The sequence below is a fragment of the Mycobacterium sp. KBS0706 genome, from assembly GCF_005938675.2.
Taxonomy (GTDB): domain Bacteria; phylum Pseudomonadota; class Alphaproteobacteria; order DSM-16000; family Inquilinaceae; genus Inquilinus.
In genome coordinates, this window is sequence record NZ_VCCH02000041.1 from 31,043 (window position 1) to 45,412 (window position 14,370).

Genomic DNA, 14,370 nt, shown 5'->3' on the forward strand with positions numbered 1-14,370 from the left:
CGACGAGTCTCGGATTCGTTTTGCTGTGCCGCCGGAATCGTCTTAATAAAGATTGTCGTCTCGGTCGTGGGGGAGTGGGCCTCGACATCATGACAGGGCGACGTGCCAGCTTTCATCTGTAACACTTCGCTCAAGCACAAAGCGGCTCGAACGACATGGCCCAGAGCAATCGGAAACACCTCGCCGTGGTGCATGAGACCACGGACTCCCCAGACAACCCTGTCGATGCCGGGGCGGTGGATCACGTGATCGACATGAACGCACCGGTCGGCCGCATCCTCGCCCAGGCCCGCGAGATCGCCGGCTACAGCCTATACGACGTGGCCGCGGCGCTGCGGATCCGGCATGGGCTGCTGCAGGCGATCGAGGACGGGCGCCACCAGGACCTGCCCGGCCCGGTCTACGCCATCGGCTTCGTCCGCACCTATGCCGAGTTCCTCGGCTTCGACGGCGACCAGGTGGTGGCGCGCTTCAAGCGCGAATCCACCGCGGTCGAGAAGAAGCCCGATCTGATCTTCCCGGCGCCGGTGCCGGAAGGCAGCCGCATCCCCGGCGGTGCGATCCTGATGATCGCGGTGCTGATCGGCGGCCTAGCCTATGCCGGCTGGTACTATCTGTCCTCGGCCAACCGCGACGTGGCGGCCGAGATCGCGGCGCTGCCGGGGCGCTTCGCGGCGTTGCTCGACGGTGGCACGCAGACCGAGCCGAACCCCGGCCCGGTGGTGCAGCCGGCCGCCCCGAACAGCGGGCCCAGCCTGCAGGCGGCGGCCCCCACGGCCGAACCCGGCCCGGGCGAGCGGATGACCGCCGGCCCGATTGTGCCGGGCCCGACCGCCCCGGCCGGCACCCCGGCCCTGCCGCTGCCCGCGGCCCCGGTCGCGCCGCCCCAGACCGCGGCGGCGCCGCCCGCCGCTCCCGCCCCCGCCGCGCCGCAGATCGCGGCGGCGCCGCAATCCCAGCCCGCGCCGGCCCCCCAGCTGCCCGCCACCATGGCCCTGGCCGACCGCCCGCTCGGCGCCGCCCTGGCGAACGAGCCGCCGGCGTCGCAGGTGCCGGGCCCCGGCGACAGCCGGATCATGCTGCGCGCCAGCGCCGACAGCTGGGTCCAGATCCGCGACCGCCAGGGCGGTCTGGTGATGACCCGGGTGATGGCGGCGGGCGAGACCTATGCCGTGCCGTCGCAGGAGGGCCAGCGCCTGACCACCGGCAATGCCGGCGGGCTGCAGATCGAGGTCGACGGCCAGGCGGTGGCGGCGCTCGGCGGCCCCGGCCAGGTTGTGCGCAACATCGCGCTCGACCCGCAGAAGCTGCGGGGCGCGCCGGCCGCAACCAATTGAGCGTGAGCGGCGCCGGCTGCACATGGTCGCATTGCCGCCTGCCGGATTGCGGGATCGGCGCGAAAGGGCCATGTTGTCGCGCAACGAACGCCGCATCACCTAGGGTCCCGTCATGAGCGCCGTCCGCGCCTATCGCCAGATTCAACGCCGGAAGTCCCGCCTGATCCATGTCGGCAAGGTTCCGGTCGGCGGCGATTCGCCGATCACCGTGCAGTCGATGACCAACACCCGGACCACGGACATCCAGGGCACGATCGACCAGATCCGGGCGCTCGAGATCGCCGGCGCCGACATCGTCCGCGTCTCCTGCCCGGACGAGGAATCCAGCGCGGCGCTGAAGCACATCGTGCCGGAAGTGACCGTGCCGATCGTCGCGGACATCCATTTCCACTACAAGCGCGGCATCGAGGCGGCCCAGAACGGCGCCGCCTGCCTGCGCATCAACCCCGGCAACATCGGCTCGAAGGAGCGGGTGGCCGAGGTGGTGAAGGCGGCGAAGGACCACAATTGCTCGATGCGGATCGGCGTCAATGCCGGCTCGCTGGAGCGCGAGCTCTTGGAGAAGTACGGCGAGCCCTGCCCGGAGGCGATGGTCGAGTCGGCGCTCAACCACATCCGCATCCTCGAGGACCACGACTTCTTCAACTTCAAGATCTCGTGCAAGGCGTCGGACGTGTTCCTGGCCGTCGCCGCCTACCAGGCGCTGGCCGAGGCCTGCGACTACCCGCTGCATATCGGCGTCACCGAGGCCGGCGGCCTGCGCACCGGCACGGTGAAGTCGTCGATCGGCCTCGGCATGCTGCTGTGGTCCGGCATCGGCGACACCATCCGCGTCTCGCTCTCCGCCGATCCGGTGGAGGAGGTCAAGGTCGGCTTCGACATGCTGAAGTCGCTCGGCCTGCGCCACCGCGGCGTCAACATCATCTCCTGCCCGTCCTGCGCCCGGCAGCAATTCGACGTGATCAAGACCGTCGAGGTGCTGGAGCAGCGCCTGGCCCACATCACCACGCCGATGACCGTCTCGGTGATCGGCTGCGTGGTCAACGGCCCGGGCGAGGCGACGATGACCGACATCGGCTTCACCGGCGGCGGCAAGGGCACGCATCAGGTCTACATCAACGGCCTGCCGAACCACCGGCTGAAGGACGAGGGCATCGTCGACCACCTGGTCTCCCTGGTCGAGGACAAGGCGAAACAGATTGATGCGGAGCGCGCCGAGGCCGAGGCGGCCGCGGCCCAGGCGGCTGAATGACCCGCCTGTCCGGCCGCTAGCGGGCTTCGGTAGATCATCCGACCGACCGGCCCGTTCCCTTGATTTGAGCCTTCCGTGCAACTCGACGAAAACCTGAACCGTGTCCTGTCCCGCGTGGCCGAGCTGCGCGACGGCATGGGCTCCGGCAAGCTGTCGCCGGACCAGTTCACCGCCTATTCCAAGGAATATTCCGAGCTCGAGCCGCTGGCCGAGGAGATCGCGGCGCTGCATCGCGGCCGGGCCGAGCTGGCCCAGCTCGAGGCCATGGCCGCGGCCGAATCCGACCCCGAGATGCGGGCCCTGGCGCAGGAGGAGCTGTTCGCGCTGCGCGACAGCCTGCCGGCGCTGGAGCGGCGGGTGCAGGTGCAACTGCTGCCGAAGGACGAGGCCGACGACCGCAACGCCATCCTCGAGGTCCGTGCCGGCACCGGGGGCGACGAGGCGGCGCTGTTCGCGGCCGACCTGTTCCGGATGTACCAGCGCTATGCCGCCATCCGCGGCTGGCGCTTCGAGGTCATGGACATCGCCGACACGCCGCTCGGCGGCTACAAGGAGGCCTCGGCCGAGATCAGCGGCCGCGGCGTCTTCGCCCGGCTGAAGTTCGAGAGCGGCGCCCACCGCGTCCAGCGCGTGCCGGAGACCGAGACCCAGGGCCGCATCCACACCTCGGCGGCCACGGTGGCGGTGCTGCCGGAGGCGGAAGAGGTCGACATCCAGGTCGACGACAAGGACCTGCGGGTCGACGTGTTCCGGGCCCAGGGCGCCGGCGGCCAGCACGTCAACAAGACCGAGAGCGCGGTCCGCATCACTCATCTGCCGACCGGCATCGTGGTGGTGATGCAGGACGAGAAGTCGCAGCACAAGAACCGCGCCAAGGCGATGAAGATCCTGCGCGCCCGGCTGTATGAGGCCGAGCGGGCGGCCAAGGACGCGGCGCGGGCGGCCGACCGGCGCAGTCAGGTCGGCTCCGGCGACCGGTCGGAGCGGATCCGCACCTACAACTTCCCGCAAGGGCGGGTCACCGACCACCGCATCAACCTGACCCTCTACAAGATCGACAAGGTGCTGGCGGGCGAGGCGCTGGAGGAGCTGGTCGAGGCGCTGATCGCCGAAGACGAAGCCGCCCGCCTCGCTGCCCTCGCCGACCAGCCGTGATTTCTTCCTTCCCGTCCGCGAGAGCGCTTCGTGACCGTTCGATCGCGTTGCCTCTCCCGCTTGCGGGAGAGGTCGGAGACGCGAAGCGGCTCCGGGTGAGGGCCTGCCGGCCGGGATCCCGGGATGAGCGCTTCAAGATGGGGGGGATCGCGCGTGCCCTGCCGTCAAGAGTTGCACGCGCGGCGGCGCCGCTTTGCCCTCACCCGGTCGTCCTGCGGACGCCCGACCTCTCCCGCAAGCGGGAGAGGCAACGCGTTCCTGCGTTCGGGGTCGCTTTTCGCTGCGGGATGGTCGCGCCATGACCCCCCGTCCTCCCGAAATCGCCGAGGCCCTGCGCGACGGCACGGCGCGGCTGGCCGCCGCCGGCATCGACGGTGCTCTCACTGACGCCCGCATCCTGCTGATGCACGCGCTCGGCATCGACCGCACCGGCCTGCTGTCGCGTGGCGGCGAGCCGATGCCGCCGGACGCAGCCGCGCGCTTTGCCGGATATCTCGATCGCCGTGCCGCACATGAGCCGGTGTCGCGCATCCTCGGGCACCGCGAATTCTGGAGCCTCGATTTCGCCCTGGGCCCGGCGACGCTGGACCCGCGGCCGGACAGCGAGACCCTGGTCGAGGCGGCGCTGGCCGCCGTGCCGGACCGGCCATTGCGCGTGCTCGACCTCGGCACCGGCACCGGCTGCCTGCTGCTTGCCGTGCTGCACGACCGGCCTTCCGCCTTCGGCATCGGCGTCGACCGCAGCGAGGCCGCGGCGCGGGTCGCGCGGGACAACGCACGGGCGCTGGGCCTGGCGGATCGCGCCGCCTTCCTGGTCGGCGATTGGGCCACGGCGCTGGCCGGCCGCTGCGACCTCGTCCTGTCCAACCCGCCTTATATCCCGGAGGCCGATATCACGGCGCTGGAGCCCGAGGTGCGCGACCACGATCCGCGCCTGGCCCTGTCCGGCGGCACCGACGGGCTCGACGCCTATCGCGCCTTGGCCGCGGCGCTGCCAGATTTGCTGGTGCCGGGCGGCACCGCGGTGGTCGAACTCGGCATCGGCCAGGCGGCCGACGTGTCGGCGCTGTTCCGCGGCGCCGGCCTTGACATCGTCGGCACGCCGCACGATCTCGCAGGCATACCGCGTTGCGTGGTCGCGACGTCGGGGACGAAAAAAAGCATTGGCCCGACGCGGGATTGCCGTTAGGGTCCCTTATTCCGTCATTTCCGGGCTTGACCGCTTGAGGCGGCCGCCATTCCGGCGCTGGAAGCGACGATGACGCTGGGCCCGGTCGCGTCAGGCGGCGGCGAGGGACGGCAGCGCGGAAACAGCGATCTGCAGAAGCAAGGCTGATGAGACCAGGACCGAATTCGCGGCGTGCGCGCGGCAGGAACGGCGGCGGTAGCGGTGGTGGCGGCGGCGGTGGCGGCCAACAGCAGCGCCGGCCGAACGCTCTGCCCAATCGCAACCAGACCATCGACAGCAACGGACCGGACATCCGCATCCGCGGCAACGTCTTCCAGGTCTATGACAAGTACATGGGGCTGGCGCGCGACGCCCAGGCGTCGGGCGACCGCGTCATGGCGGAGAACTACCAGCAGCATGCGGAACACTATGTCCGCATCATCAATGCCATGAACGAGGCCTATGGCGGACCGCAGCACCAGCCGGGCCAGGACAGCGGCCGCGACCAGCCGGGCGTCGATTCCGACTACGATCCGCTCACCAGCCCGCCGCCGCAGCAGCCGCAGCGGCGGGAGTTCGAACCACGCAACGATGGCGGCGACCGCCAGCAGCGCCGAGAGTTCGAGCCGCGCAACGACGGCGGCGACCGCCAGCAGGGCCGCGATTTCGAGCAGGGCGGCGACCGCCCGCAGCGCCGGGAGTTTGAGCCGCGTAACGATGGCGGCGACCGCCAGAACCGCGACCAGGGCTTCCGCAACCGGGACCAGGGCTTCCGCGAGGGGCGCCCGCCGCGCGACCGCGACCAGGGCTTCCGCGACCAGAATCGCGATCAGGGCCAGGGCCGCGATGAAGGGCAGCGCGACCGGTTCCGCGGCCCGCGCGACGGCCGTCCGGATTACCGCAGCGACCGGCCGCAGCCGCCGGACCTGAACGCGCCGCAGCCGCATATCCCGAGCCCGCTCGATCCGGCGCCGGCCGATATGGCCGCCGCGGCCAGCTTCGGCGCCGATCCGCGGGATCAGGAGGACAGCGGCCTCGACACCGAACTCGCTCTGCCGGCCTCGATCGTCGCCCGGCCGCGCCGTGGCCGCCCGCCGCGGACGGCCGCTCCGGCCGAGGCCGTGCCGTCGGAGCAGCCGGCTCCCGCCGCACCGGCGGCAGTGCCGGTGCAGCCACCTCAGCCCGAGGCCTCGGCACAGCCCGGTCTGCCCGGCGTCGCGGCGGAAGAGGCCCCGGCCGCTCCGCCGAAGCGCCGGCCCGGCCGGCCGCGCAAGGTGAAGGTGGAGGACAGCCCCGCCGAGCCTTCGGGCGGCGAGTAAAATTCCGATCCAAGCGAAAGCCCGGCCCTCCGCCGGGCTTTCGTCGCTTCGGCGGAACCGCGCCGTCGAACCTCCTGTTGCTCAGGTATCTCCATGAGATCCTCGAGGAGGACCAATCATGCGCAAGACCTTGATGGCCGCTGCTTCCGCCGTCGCCCTGCTGGCCGTGCCGGCATTGGCGCAGACGACGACTCAGCCGCCCGCGGACAAGACCGCTCCGGCTACGACCGCCCCGGCGGCGGCTGCCCCCGCCACCACGGTTCCGGAGGGTCAGCAACAGCTTCCGGAATCGCATATCCTCGGCTCCGACCTGATCGGCGCCAGCGTCACCAACGCCAACGGCGATTCGATCGGAAAGACCTCGGACGTCCTGGTCGACAAGAGCAACAAGACGGTCGATGCCGTGGTCATCGACGTTGGGGGCTTCCTCGGCATCGGCTCAAAATCCGTGGCCATTCCGCTCGACAAGTTGACCATCGGCGCCCGGCCCGATGAGGGCGTGAGAACCGCGATGACCAAGGAACAGCTGGAATCGCTGCCCGCCTTCGAGGGCCGCAAGGCTGAAGCACCCGCGGCTCCGGCCACAGGCACGACCGGCACCACCGGTTCGGGCGGCTAGCACGCCCGGCTGATTCGCCGCCGGCAGGGGCGGCGAAAGACCCACCTCGTCCGGCCGGAACACCCTGGCCGGGCGGGGTGGTGTCGTTTTGGGGACTGTGCCGCCCGGGAGATCGTTCCGAACCCGCTGTGACGAGTCAGCTGGCGTGGTTTTCGAGAACCGGCGCGCAGCGGACGTTCAAGTCCGTGAGCACCGGAAGCGGAGAAAAGCGCGTCAGATGGCCGTCGCAGTAGGGTTCGGGGCGATCTCCCTACCGGACGCGGAACAGCGGCACCAATGGCTCGCAGCGCAGCTCCGCCCGCACCCGCTGCTGGCCGATCGCCGCCGACAGCAGGGCGAAGACCTCGTCATAGACGGTCAGCACGTGGTCGACATCGGCCGGGCTGTGGGCATAGCTCATATTGTGGCTGCCGAGCGAAAGCAGGCCGCGGGCGAAGATCTCCTGCAGCCACAGCGTCTTGATCTCGAAGGCGCTGGCGTCCGGCTGGTCCTTGATCGCCAGGAAGGTCCAGGACGGGTGGCCGGACAGAGACAGCACATCGCCCAGCTTGTGCCGCTCGATCAGCGCCGCGGTGCCGTCGCGCAGGCTGGTGCCCAACTCGGCCATGTGCCGGGTCACCGGCTCGCGCACCACCTTGTCCAGCGTCGCCCGGGCCGCGGCCAGCGACAGCGTCTCGCCGCCCATGGTGAAGGAGAAGAAGATCTCCTCCATCTCCATCATCAGGTCGCGCCGGCCGCACACCGCCGACAGCGGATAGCCGTTGGCGATGCCCTTGCCCAGCGTGGTCAGGTCGGGGATGACGCCGAACAGCTCCTGCGCGCCGCCATTGGCGACGCGGAAGCCGGTGATGGTCTCGTCGAACACCAGCACCGCGCCATGCCTGATCGCCCGTTCGCGCACCCCCTCCAGATAACCCGCGGCCGGGAAGGCGACGTTCATCGGCTCCATCACGATCGCGGCCACGGCATGCTCGTCCAGCAGCCGGTCCAGCGCCGCCAGGTCGTTGTAGGGGAAGGTGTGGGTCAGGGCGCGGGTCGCTTCCGGCACGCCGCGGTTGCGGGCGGTGGCGCCGATATACCAGTCCTGCCAGCCGTGATAGCCGCAGACCAGCACATGGTCGCGGCCGGTATAGGCGCGGGCGACGCGGACCGCGCCGGCGGTGGCATCCGACCCGTTCTTGCCGAAGCGCACCATCTCGGCCGAAGGCACGATCGCCACCAGGCGCTCCGCCACCTCGGCCTCGAGCGGGCTCGACAGGCTGAAGATGGTGCCGTCGTCGACCTGTGCCTTGACCGCGGCGGTGACGTCCGGGTCGTTGTAGCCCAGCGTCACCGAGGCCAGGCCGTTGATGAAGTCGATATACTCGTTGCCGTCGACATCCCACAGCCGGCTGCCCTGGCCGCGGGCGGCGAAATAGGGCGACACGCCGAGCGGATACTGTGTGATGCTCTTGCTGAAGGTCTGGGCGCCGAGCGGGATGGTCTGCCGGGCCCGGTCGAGCATCGCCTCGGATGCCGCATAGCGTTCTGCCACTGTGGTCCTCACGGTTTGGCGGCGTCCTGGGCGAGCGAGCGCTCCAGGGCCTCGTTCCGCCGGTGGGCGCGGTTGAGCGCGGCGATCTCCGGATGCGCCGCCAGGAAAGCCAGGATGTCCTCTGTGCCGAAGGCCGGGTTGGCCGGGTACAGCGCGGCATACACCGCCCGCACCATGGCCAGGTCCTCCGGCGTGTCGACGGTCCAGCGCTGGTCCGACAGGTCGGTGTCGCCGACCAGGCTGCCCAGCCGGAACCGTTCCGGCCGGGTGTAGATGAAGCGGGTGACGTGCTCGCGGTCCGACGGCAGCACCGCCTCGCGCCACGCCGCCTCCAGCACCTCGGCGCGCATCACCTCGGCGTCCAGCCCGTCGGGCCAGCGCGGGTTCAGCGTGTTGCAGGAATGGTCGTAGCCGCCGGCGACATGCAGCTCGACCAGCCGGTCGATCAGCTCCGGATCGGCCAGCGGGCAGTCGCCGGTCAGGCGCACGATCTGGTCGGCGCCGTGGCCGGACGCGGCGGCGTGGAACCGGTCCAGCACGTCGTCCAGGCTGCCGCGGAAGCAGTCGATGCCGATCCGACCGGCCAGATCGCCCAGCGCGTCGTCGGCGGCGTCGGTGCTGGTCGCCAGCAGCAGCCGGTCGATCATCCGGCAGCGCCGCAGCCGCTCGACCTGCCGCGCCAGCATCGGCTCGCCGAGCAGATCGGCCATCACCTTGCCGGGCAGCCGCGACGACGACATCCGCGCCTGCAGGATCGCCAGCACCGTCATGTCCGCTCCCAATAGCTCTTATCGTCCAGGATGAAGCGCCCCCCGGCGCTGGTCCAGCCGGCGCGGGCGCAAGGGGCGATCAGCCGGCGCAGCCCGAGCTGCTCGAAAGCCAGCCGCGAGGCCAGCGCCACCGCCTCGTCCTGCCAGGTGGCGGGCAGTCCCTCCGCATTCTGCAGGGCCAGGGTTGCCTCGCCGGCGGCGCGGTCGATCGGGCCGATCCGCACGGTGCCACGGGCTGCGCCGGCCTCCTTGGCGTGCACGGCCAGCACCACGGTGTCGCCGGATGCCGTCGGCCGCAGCGCCACGGCGGCGCCGGTCAGGATCGCGGCCGGGCGGCCGCCGGACGGCCACAGGGCAGGGTTCAGCACCAGGTCGTCGGTCGACTGCACCGGCGCCACCGGCGGCGGCGCCGCGGCGACGGCCTGCAGGATGCCGGCCAGCTCCTCCGGCCGGGTCACGCCGACCAGGGCGGTGCCGATCTCCGGCCGGCCGATCACCGCGCCCAGCGCCGCCGCCAGCGGGTCGGCGCCCGAAGCGGCGACGGCGTCGCGCCAGCGCCCGACCAGAGCCCCCGCCTCGGGCGAGACCTGGACGGCATGGGCGGGCGGGGCGAGCAGCAGGCCCTGCAGGAACACCGACCGGGCGTGCAATTCGATCCCCTGGTCCGCCAGCGCCGCCAGGCGGGCCAGGTCGATACGGCCGTCCACAGCGTTCCAGGGCAGCTGCACCATGTCGAGCGGGTAGCGCGCCAGCACGGCGTCGAGCTGCCCGGCGCTGTAGATCGACGCGCCGATGTGCTCGACCTCCCCAGCCCGCTTCAGCTCCGTCATTGCCGCCCACAGCGCCGGGCCGCCGGGCCGCAGCAGGTCGTTGGCGTTGTGGGTCAAGAGGCCGGCCAGCCGGCCGCGGCGCAACTTCGCCCGCGAGGCCGTGAAGGAGTCCCGCACGGCGCGCCGGACCTGGCCTTCGTCGCGCAGCCCGGCCAGATGCGGCGTCTTGGTGACGATGCGGAAGCGATGCGTCGACGGCAGCACCTCGCCCAGCACCTGCTCGGCGGTGCCGTAGGCCGGGGCGGTGTCCAGCACCCCGATCCCGGCAGCGGCGGCCGCCTCCAGGATCGCCGCCACATCCTCGGGCGGGCAGATGCCGCGGTCGTTGGCGATGCCGTAGTCGAGCCCGAACTGGGCGGTGCCGAGGCCCAGCGCCGCGGCGCCGCGCCATGGCGGTGAGACGCTCAAGATCCGGCCAGGCGGCGTCTCGGCGCGGCCTCTTCATCCTCGCCGTCCCGGACGCGGCGCTCGACCGTCTCGATCTCGGCCTTGTACCGGGGTAGCTCGCGCTCCAGGAACTCGGCGAGCCGGCCGGCGAAGCCGTGTTTCGGCATCGCCTTGACCAGGCGCAGCATGACGTCGTTGCCGGGCCAGAACTGGCCGCCGCGCCGGGCCTTCAACGCTTGGTAATCCTCGACCAGGCAGCCGATCATGACGGCGTTGTCGACGGTCTCGCGGCCCTTGACGAAGCCGCGCCGCAACACCCCGTCGGTGAAATAGCCCAAGAGCTCCAGCCACTGGTTCCAGCGCGCCAGGCCGGGATGGGCCTGGCCGGCCCAGACCCGGTCCAGCCCCATGCGCTGGAAGGCGTGCTCGGTCACCCGCGCCATGGCCTCCAGCTGGATCAGCTGGCGTCCCGGGGGCGGCTTGCCGACCACCAGCGAGATCTGGGCCGAACGGGCGATCCAGTCGATCGCTGACAGCGAGATGATGCCGTACAGCGGCCCGCCGCCCTTGCCGCAGATCAGCACGGCGAAGCGGTCGCGCCTGCGGATCGAGTCCAGGAAGCTGCGCTGGTCCTCGACATGGTTCGGGTAGATGCCCTGGGACAGCCAGCGCGTCGTCCGGGCGTCGTTGAACCAGTCGGCCCAGCCGTCCTCGATCGCCGCCTCGGACGGCACGCACAGATCGACGGTCTCGCCTTCAATGAAGACGGAATAGCGCGGCGCCTCGTCCCCCATCCGGACGCATCCCCCTGCTGCTGCCCTCTACAGCAGCGAACAACCCGCTGGTCCTGTCAAGGGGAAGACGGCGGCCGGGATCGGCCCGCCGGCAGCAAAAAGGCGCATCCCGAAGGATGCGCCTTGCCGCGTCGCCTGGGGCGGCCGCTCAGGCCTTCTTCAGCTCGGCCTCGAGCTCCGGGATCAGCTTGAACAGGTCGCCGACCAGGCCGTAATCGGCGACCTGGAAGATCGGCGCCTCCTCGTCCTTGTTGATGGCGACGATGACCTTGCTGTCCTTCATGCCCGCCAGGTGCTGGATCGCGCCGGAGATGCCGACGGCGATGTACAGGTCCGGCGCCACCACCTTGCCGGTCTGCCCGACCTGGTAGTCGTTCGGCACGTAGCCGGCGTCGACCGCGGCGCGGCTGGCGCCGATGGCGGCGCCGAGATGGTCGGCGATGCCCTCGAGGATCTTGAAGTTCTCGGAGGAGCCCATGGCGCGGCCGCCGGAGATGATGATCCGGGCCGAGGTCAGCTCCGGCCGCTCGGACTTGCTCAGCTCCTGGCCGACGAAGCTCGACAGCCCGGCATCGGCCTTGGCTTCGATGGACTCGATCGCAGCCGAGCCGCCCTCGGCGGCCGCCGCCTCGAAGGCGGTGCCGCGCACCGTGATCACCTTGATCGGGTCGGCCGACTGCACCGTGGCGATGGCGTTGCCGGCATAGATCGGCCGCTCGAAGGTGTCGGGCGCATCGACCGCGGTGATCTCAGAGATCTGCTGCACGTCCAGCAGCGCGGCGACGCGCGGCAGCAGGTTCTTGCCGGCGCTGGTCGCGGTCGCCAGCACATGGCTGTAGCCGCGGGCCAGGTCCACGACGAGCGGCGCCACGGCCTCGGCCAGCTGGTGCTCCAGCGCCGGGGCCTCGGCCAGCAGCACCTTGGCCACGCCGGCCACCTTGGCCGCGGCCTCGGCGGCCGGGCGGGCGCCGGCACCGGCGACCAGCACATGGATGTCGCCGCCGATCTTCTGCGCCGCGGTGACGGCGTGCAGCGTGGCGGCTTTCAGCGTGGCGTTGTCGTGGTCGGCAACGATCAAGATCGACATGTCTTGGTCCCCCGCCCTCAGATCACGCGCGCTTCGGTCTTCAGCTTGGCCACCAGCTCCTGCACGCTGGCGACCTTGACGCCGCCCTTGCGCTTCGCCGGCTCGACCACCTTCAGCGTCTTCAGCCGCGGCGCCGGGTCGATGCCGAGATCGGCCGGGCTGACGGTGTCCAGCTGCTTCTTCTTCGCCTTCATGATGTTCGGCAGCGAGGCGTAGCGCGGCTCGTTCAGGCGCAGGTCGGTGGTGATGATCGCCGGCAGCTTGACCCGGATGGTCTCAAGGCCGCCATCGACCTCGCGGGTCACCAGTGCTGTGCCGTCCTCCAGCACCAGCTTCGAGACGAAGGTCGCCTGGCCCCAGCCCAAGAGGGCGGCCAGCGCCTGGCCGGTCTGGTTGGCGTCGTCGTCGATCGCCTGCTTGCCCAGGATCACTAGCTGCGGCTGCTCCTTGTCGACCAGCGCCTTCAGCAGCTTGGCCACGGCCAGCGGCTGCAGCTCGACATCGGTCTGCACCAGGATGCCGCGGTCGGCGCCCATCGCCAGCGCGGTGCGGATCGTCTCCTGCGCCTGGGCCGGCCCGATCGATACGGCGATGACCTCGGTCGCCTTGCCGGCCTCCTTGGCGCGGATCGCCTCCTCGACCGAGATCTCGTCGAAGGGGTTCATCGACATCTTGACGTTGGCCATGTCGACGCCGGACCCGTCGGCCTTGACCCGGACCTTGACGTTGAAGTCGATCACCCGTTTGACCGGGACCAGGATCTTCATCGGCTCGCACTCCATGGACCGCGCTTTTTGCGCTGCAGAAGGACGCTTTTAGTGCCCGCGGACGGGATCGGCAACCGGCCAGGGGCGGATAGCGAACAGAGGCCCGATTTCCGGGCCCCGGGTCCATCCGATCCGCGACGGTTTGTGCTCCGCCGCCGACGGCGGTGCGCTTAGGGCTTCGGCTGGCCGGGGTCGAAGGTCGGCCCGCCCATGCAGGGCGCGACGATGTCGGAGCATTGGGCGGTGCGGAGATAGCCGCCCGAGGTGCGGTAGCGGACCTCGGCGACGCGGCCGTCGACCAGGGTGAAGGTCGCCTCGCAATAATTCGGGTCCAGCGCGCTGGTGCCGATCTTCTGGCCGACGCCGGCATTGACGGGTTCGATGCCCATGCCGCTTCCGGCCGAGCTGCCGCCGAAGGCGCCGATGCTGGCCGCCTCGTCCGCGGCCATCCCGGCGCTCTGATAGGTCAGGTACTGGGTGTTGCCGGTGCTGCGGCTGCGGGCGGGCGTGCCGGCGCAGGACAGCAGCCGGGCCTCGCTCAGCCCGACCAGGTCGTTCTGGGCCGTCAGCGCCTGCTGCTGCCGGGCCTCGCGCTCGGAGCAGCCGTTGAGGACGAGGAAGGCGATCCCGGCCAGGGCGGCGTGGCGAAGGGTCATGAGGCGACTCCGAGAACGATAGGCAGGATCGGGCCACGATAGCACGCCGGGCAGGATCGCAACCCCGTTCCTGCCGGTCAGAGCTGTTTGCCGATCCGCTGGGCCATGTCCTGCGGCGACATCTGCGGCGGCAGGATGTCCAGCACCTGCCAGTCCGGCCCCATCATGTAGACGAAGGCGGAATGGTCCATCGAATAGGCGCCGTCCTTTTGCGGCGCCTTCTTGTAGTAGACGCGGAAGGCCTTGGCGGCCTGGGCGATCTGCTCGGCCGAGCCGGTCAGCCCGACCATGCGCGGATGGAAGGCCTGGGCGTACAGGCCGACCACCTCGGGCGTGTCTCGCTCCGGGTCGACGGTGACGAACACCGGCACCACCCCTTCGGCCTTCGGCCCCAGCGTGTCCAGCGCCGCCGCCATGGTCGTCAGCTCGGTGGGGCAGACATCGGGGCAGTTGGTGAAGCCGAAGAAGACCAGCACGTCCTTGCCGGCGAAATCCTTCTCGGTGACCGGCTTGCCGGCTTGGTCGACCAGCGCGATCGGCCCGCCGACCGAGCCGAAGCCCTGGCCGACGACGCCGCGGCTGCCGGGGGGGCCCAGCCAGAAGGCCACGGCGGCCGCGATGGCGATCGCCGGCACCGCCAGCGCCAGGATCCGCAGGATCCGCTTCGTCCACATCTCGACCGGCCTTCCTCCGTG

At 70.8% G+C, this 14,370-nt stretch carries 14 protein-coding genes; 6 read left to right on the plus strand and 8 right to left on the minus strand.

The window, feature by feature from the left end; genetic code table 11:
* The first annotated feature begins 155 nt into the window (after positions 1-155).
* The 6 genes from FFK22_RS21860 to FFK22_RS21885 all read left to right on the plus strand — a co-directional run bounded on the left by FFK22_RS21860 (position 156) and on the right by FFK22_RS21885 (position 6,850).
* Positions 156-1,337, plus strand: coding sequence for a helix-turn-helix domain-containing protein (locus tag FFK22_RS21860; protein WP_138888800.1), 1,182 nt, complete (start codon positions 156-158; stop codon positions 1,335-1,337).
* Between the two features lie 112 nt (positions 1,338-1,449).
* The gene (gene ispG, locus FFK22_RS21865) at positions 1,450-2,589 is read left to right on the plus strand and encodes a flavodoxin-dependent (E)-4-hydroxy-3-methylbut-2-enyl-diphosphate synthase (RefSeq protein ID WP_138888801.1); all 1,140 of its coding nucleotides are present in this window, start codon (positions 1,450-1,452) and stop codon (positions 2,587-2,589) included.
* A 75-nt stretch (positions 2,590-2,664) separates the two neighbouring features.
* Positions 2,665-3,744, plus strand: a complete 1,080-nt coding sequence (prfA, locus tag FFK22_RS21870) for a peptide chain release factor 1 (protein WP_138888802.1) — start codon at positions 2,665-2,667, stop codon at positions 3,742-3,744.
* Between the two features lie 298 nt (positions 3,745-4,042).
* Positions 4,043-4,933 (plus strand): peptide chain release factor N(5)-glutamine methyltransferase, encoded by an 891-nt coding sequence (prmC, locus tag FFK22_RS21875; RefSeq protein WP_138888803.1) that lies wholly within the window; start codon positions 4,043-4,045, stop codon positions 4,931-4,933.
* Between the two features lie 146 nt (positions 4,934-5,079).
* Positions 5,080-6,231 (plus strand): DUF4167 domain-containing protein, encoded by a 1,152-nt coding sequence (locus FFK22_RS43920; RefSeq protein ID WP_221938766.1) that lies wholly within the window; start codon positions 5,080-5,082, stop codon positions 6,229-6,231.
* Positions 6,232-6,349: 118 nt separating this feature from the next.
* Positions 6,350-6,850: a PRC-barrel domain-containing protein gene (locus tag FFK22_RS21885; protein WP_138888804.1), complete on the plus strand. Its 501-nt coding sequence runs from the start codon at positions 6,350-6,352 to the stop codon at positions 6,848-6,850.
* 250 nt (positions 6,851-7,100) lie between these two features.
* On the opposite strand, the gene FFK22_RS21890 is transcribed toward FFK22_RS21885, so the two are convergent.
* The 8 genes from FFK22_RS21890 to FFK22_RS21925 form a co-directional block, all read right to left on the minus strand.
* The gene (locus FFK22_RS21890; protein WP_138888805.1) at positions 7,101-8,384 is read right to left on the minus strand and encodes an aminotransferase class III-fold pyridoxal phosphate-dependent enzyme; all 1,284 of its coding nucleotides are present in this window, start codon (positions 8,382-8,384) and stop codon (positions 7,101-7,103) included.
* A gap of 8 nt (positions 8,385-8,392) precedes the next feature.
* The gene (locus FFK22_RS21895; RefSeq protein ID WP_138888806.1) at positions 8,393-9,154 is read right to left on the minus strand and encodes a cytidylyltransferase domain-containing protein; all 762 of its coding nucleotides are present in this window, start codon (positions 9,152-9,154) and stop codon (positions 8,393-8,395) included.
* Positions 9,151-10,392, minus strand: coding sequence for an aldo/keto reductase (locus FFK22_RS21900; RefSeq protein ID WP_186002580.1), 1,242 nt, complete (start codon positions 10,390-10,392; stop codon positions 9,151-9,153). The genes FFK22_RS21895 and FFK22_RS21900 overlap by 4 nt, the downstream gene beginning before the upstream one ends.
* Positions 10,389-11,165, minus strand: a complete 777-nt coding sequence (locus FFK22_RS21905) for a GNAT family N-acetyltransferase (protein WP_138888808.1) — start codon at positions 11,163-11,165, stop codon at positions 10,389-10,391. The genes FFK22_RS21900 and FFK22_RS21905 overlap by 4 nt, the downstream gene beginning before the upstream one ends.
* Before the next feature lie 148 nt (positions 11,166-11,313).
* Complete coding sequence (locus tag FFK22_RS21910) at positions 11,314-12,252, minus strand: electron transfer flavoprotein subunit alpha/FixB family protein (protein ID WP_138888809.1); 939 nt, start codon at positions 12,250-12,252, stop codon at positions 11,314-11,316.
* A 17-nt stretch (positions 12,253-12,269) separates the two neighbouring features.
* Positions 12,270-13,019 carry an electron transfer flavoprotein subunit beta/FixA family protein gene (locus FFK22_RS21915; RefSeq protein WP_138888810.1) on the minus strand — a complete coding sequence of 250 codons (750 nt, stop codon included), beginning with the start codon at positions 13,017-13,019 and terminating at the stop codon, positions 12,270-12,272.
* A 170-nt stretch (positions 13,020-13,189) separates the two neighbouring features.
* Complete coding sequence (locus FFK22_RS21920; protein WP_138888811.1) at positions 13,190-13,675, minus strand: hypothetical protein; 486 nt, start codon at positions 13,673-13,675, stop codon at positions 13,190-13,192.
* Between the two features lie 77 nt (positions 13,676-13,752).
* Positions 13,753-14,349 (minus strand): SCO family protein, encoded by a 597-nt coding sequence (locus FFK22_RS21925; protein WP_138888812.1) that lies wholly within the window; start codon positions 14,347-14,349, stop codon positions 13,753-13,755.
* Positions 14,350-14,370 lie beyond the last annotated feature (21 nt).

What these genes read in the sequence shown, in the direction of transcription:
- FFK22_RS21860 (WP_138888800.1), top strand. Translation starts at nt 156, where the DNA reads ATGGCCCAGAGCAATCGGAAACACCTCGCCGTGGTGCATGAGACCACG.
- ispG (WP_138888801.1), top strand. Translation starts at nt 1,450, where the DNA reads ATGAGCGCCGTCCGCGCCTATCGCCAGATTCAACGCCGGAAGTCCCGC.
- prmC (WP_138888803.1), top strand. Translation starts at nt 4,043, where the DNA reads ATGACCCCCCGTCCTCCCGAAATCGCCGAGGCCCTGCGCGACGGCACG.
- FFK22_RS43920 (WP_221938766.1), top strand. Translation starts at nt 5,080, where the DNA reads ATGAGACCAGGACCGAATTCGCGGCGTGCGCGCGGCAGGAACGGCGGC.
- FFK22_RS21885 (WP_138888804.1), top strand. Translation starts at nt 6,350, where the DNA reads ATGCGCAAGACCTTGATGGCCGCTGCTTCCGCCGTCGCCCTGCTGGCC.
- FFK22_RS21895 (WP_138888806.1), bottom strand. Translation starts at nt 9,154, where the DNA reads ATGACGGTGCTGGCGATCCTGCAGGCGCGGATGTCGTCGTCGCGGCTG.
- FFK22_RS21905 (WP_138888808.1), bottom strand. Translation starts at nt 11,165, where the DNA reads ATGGGGGACGAGGCGCCGCGCTATTCCGTCTTCATTGAAGGCGAGACC.
- FFK22_RS21910 (WP_138888809.1), bottom strand. Translation starts at nt 12,252, where the DNA reads ATGTCGATCTTGATCGTTGCCGACCACGACAACGCCACGCTGAAAGCC.
- FFK22_RS21915 (WP_138888810.1), bottom strand. Translation starts at nt 13,019, where the DNA reads ATGAAGATCCTGGTCCCGGTCAAACGGGTGATCGACTTCAACGTCAAG.
- FFK22_RS21920 (WP_138888811.1), bottom strand. Translation starts at nt 13,675, where the DNA reads ATGACCCTTCGCCACGCCGCCCTGGCCGGGATCGCCTTCCTCGTCCTC.
- FFK22_RS21925 (WP_138888812.1), bottom strand. Translation starts at nt 14,349, where the DNA reads ATGTGGACGAAGCGGATCCTGCGGATCCTGGCGCTGGCGGTGCCGGCG.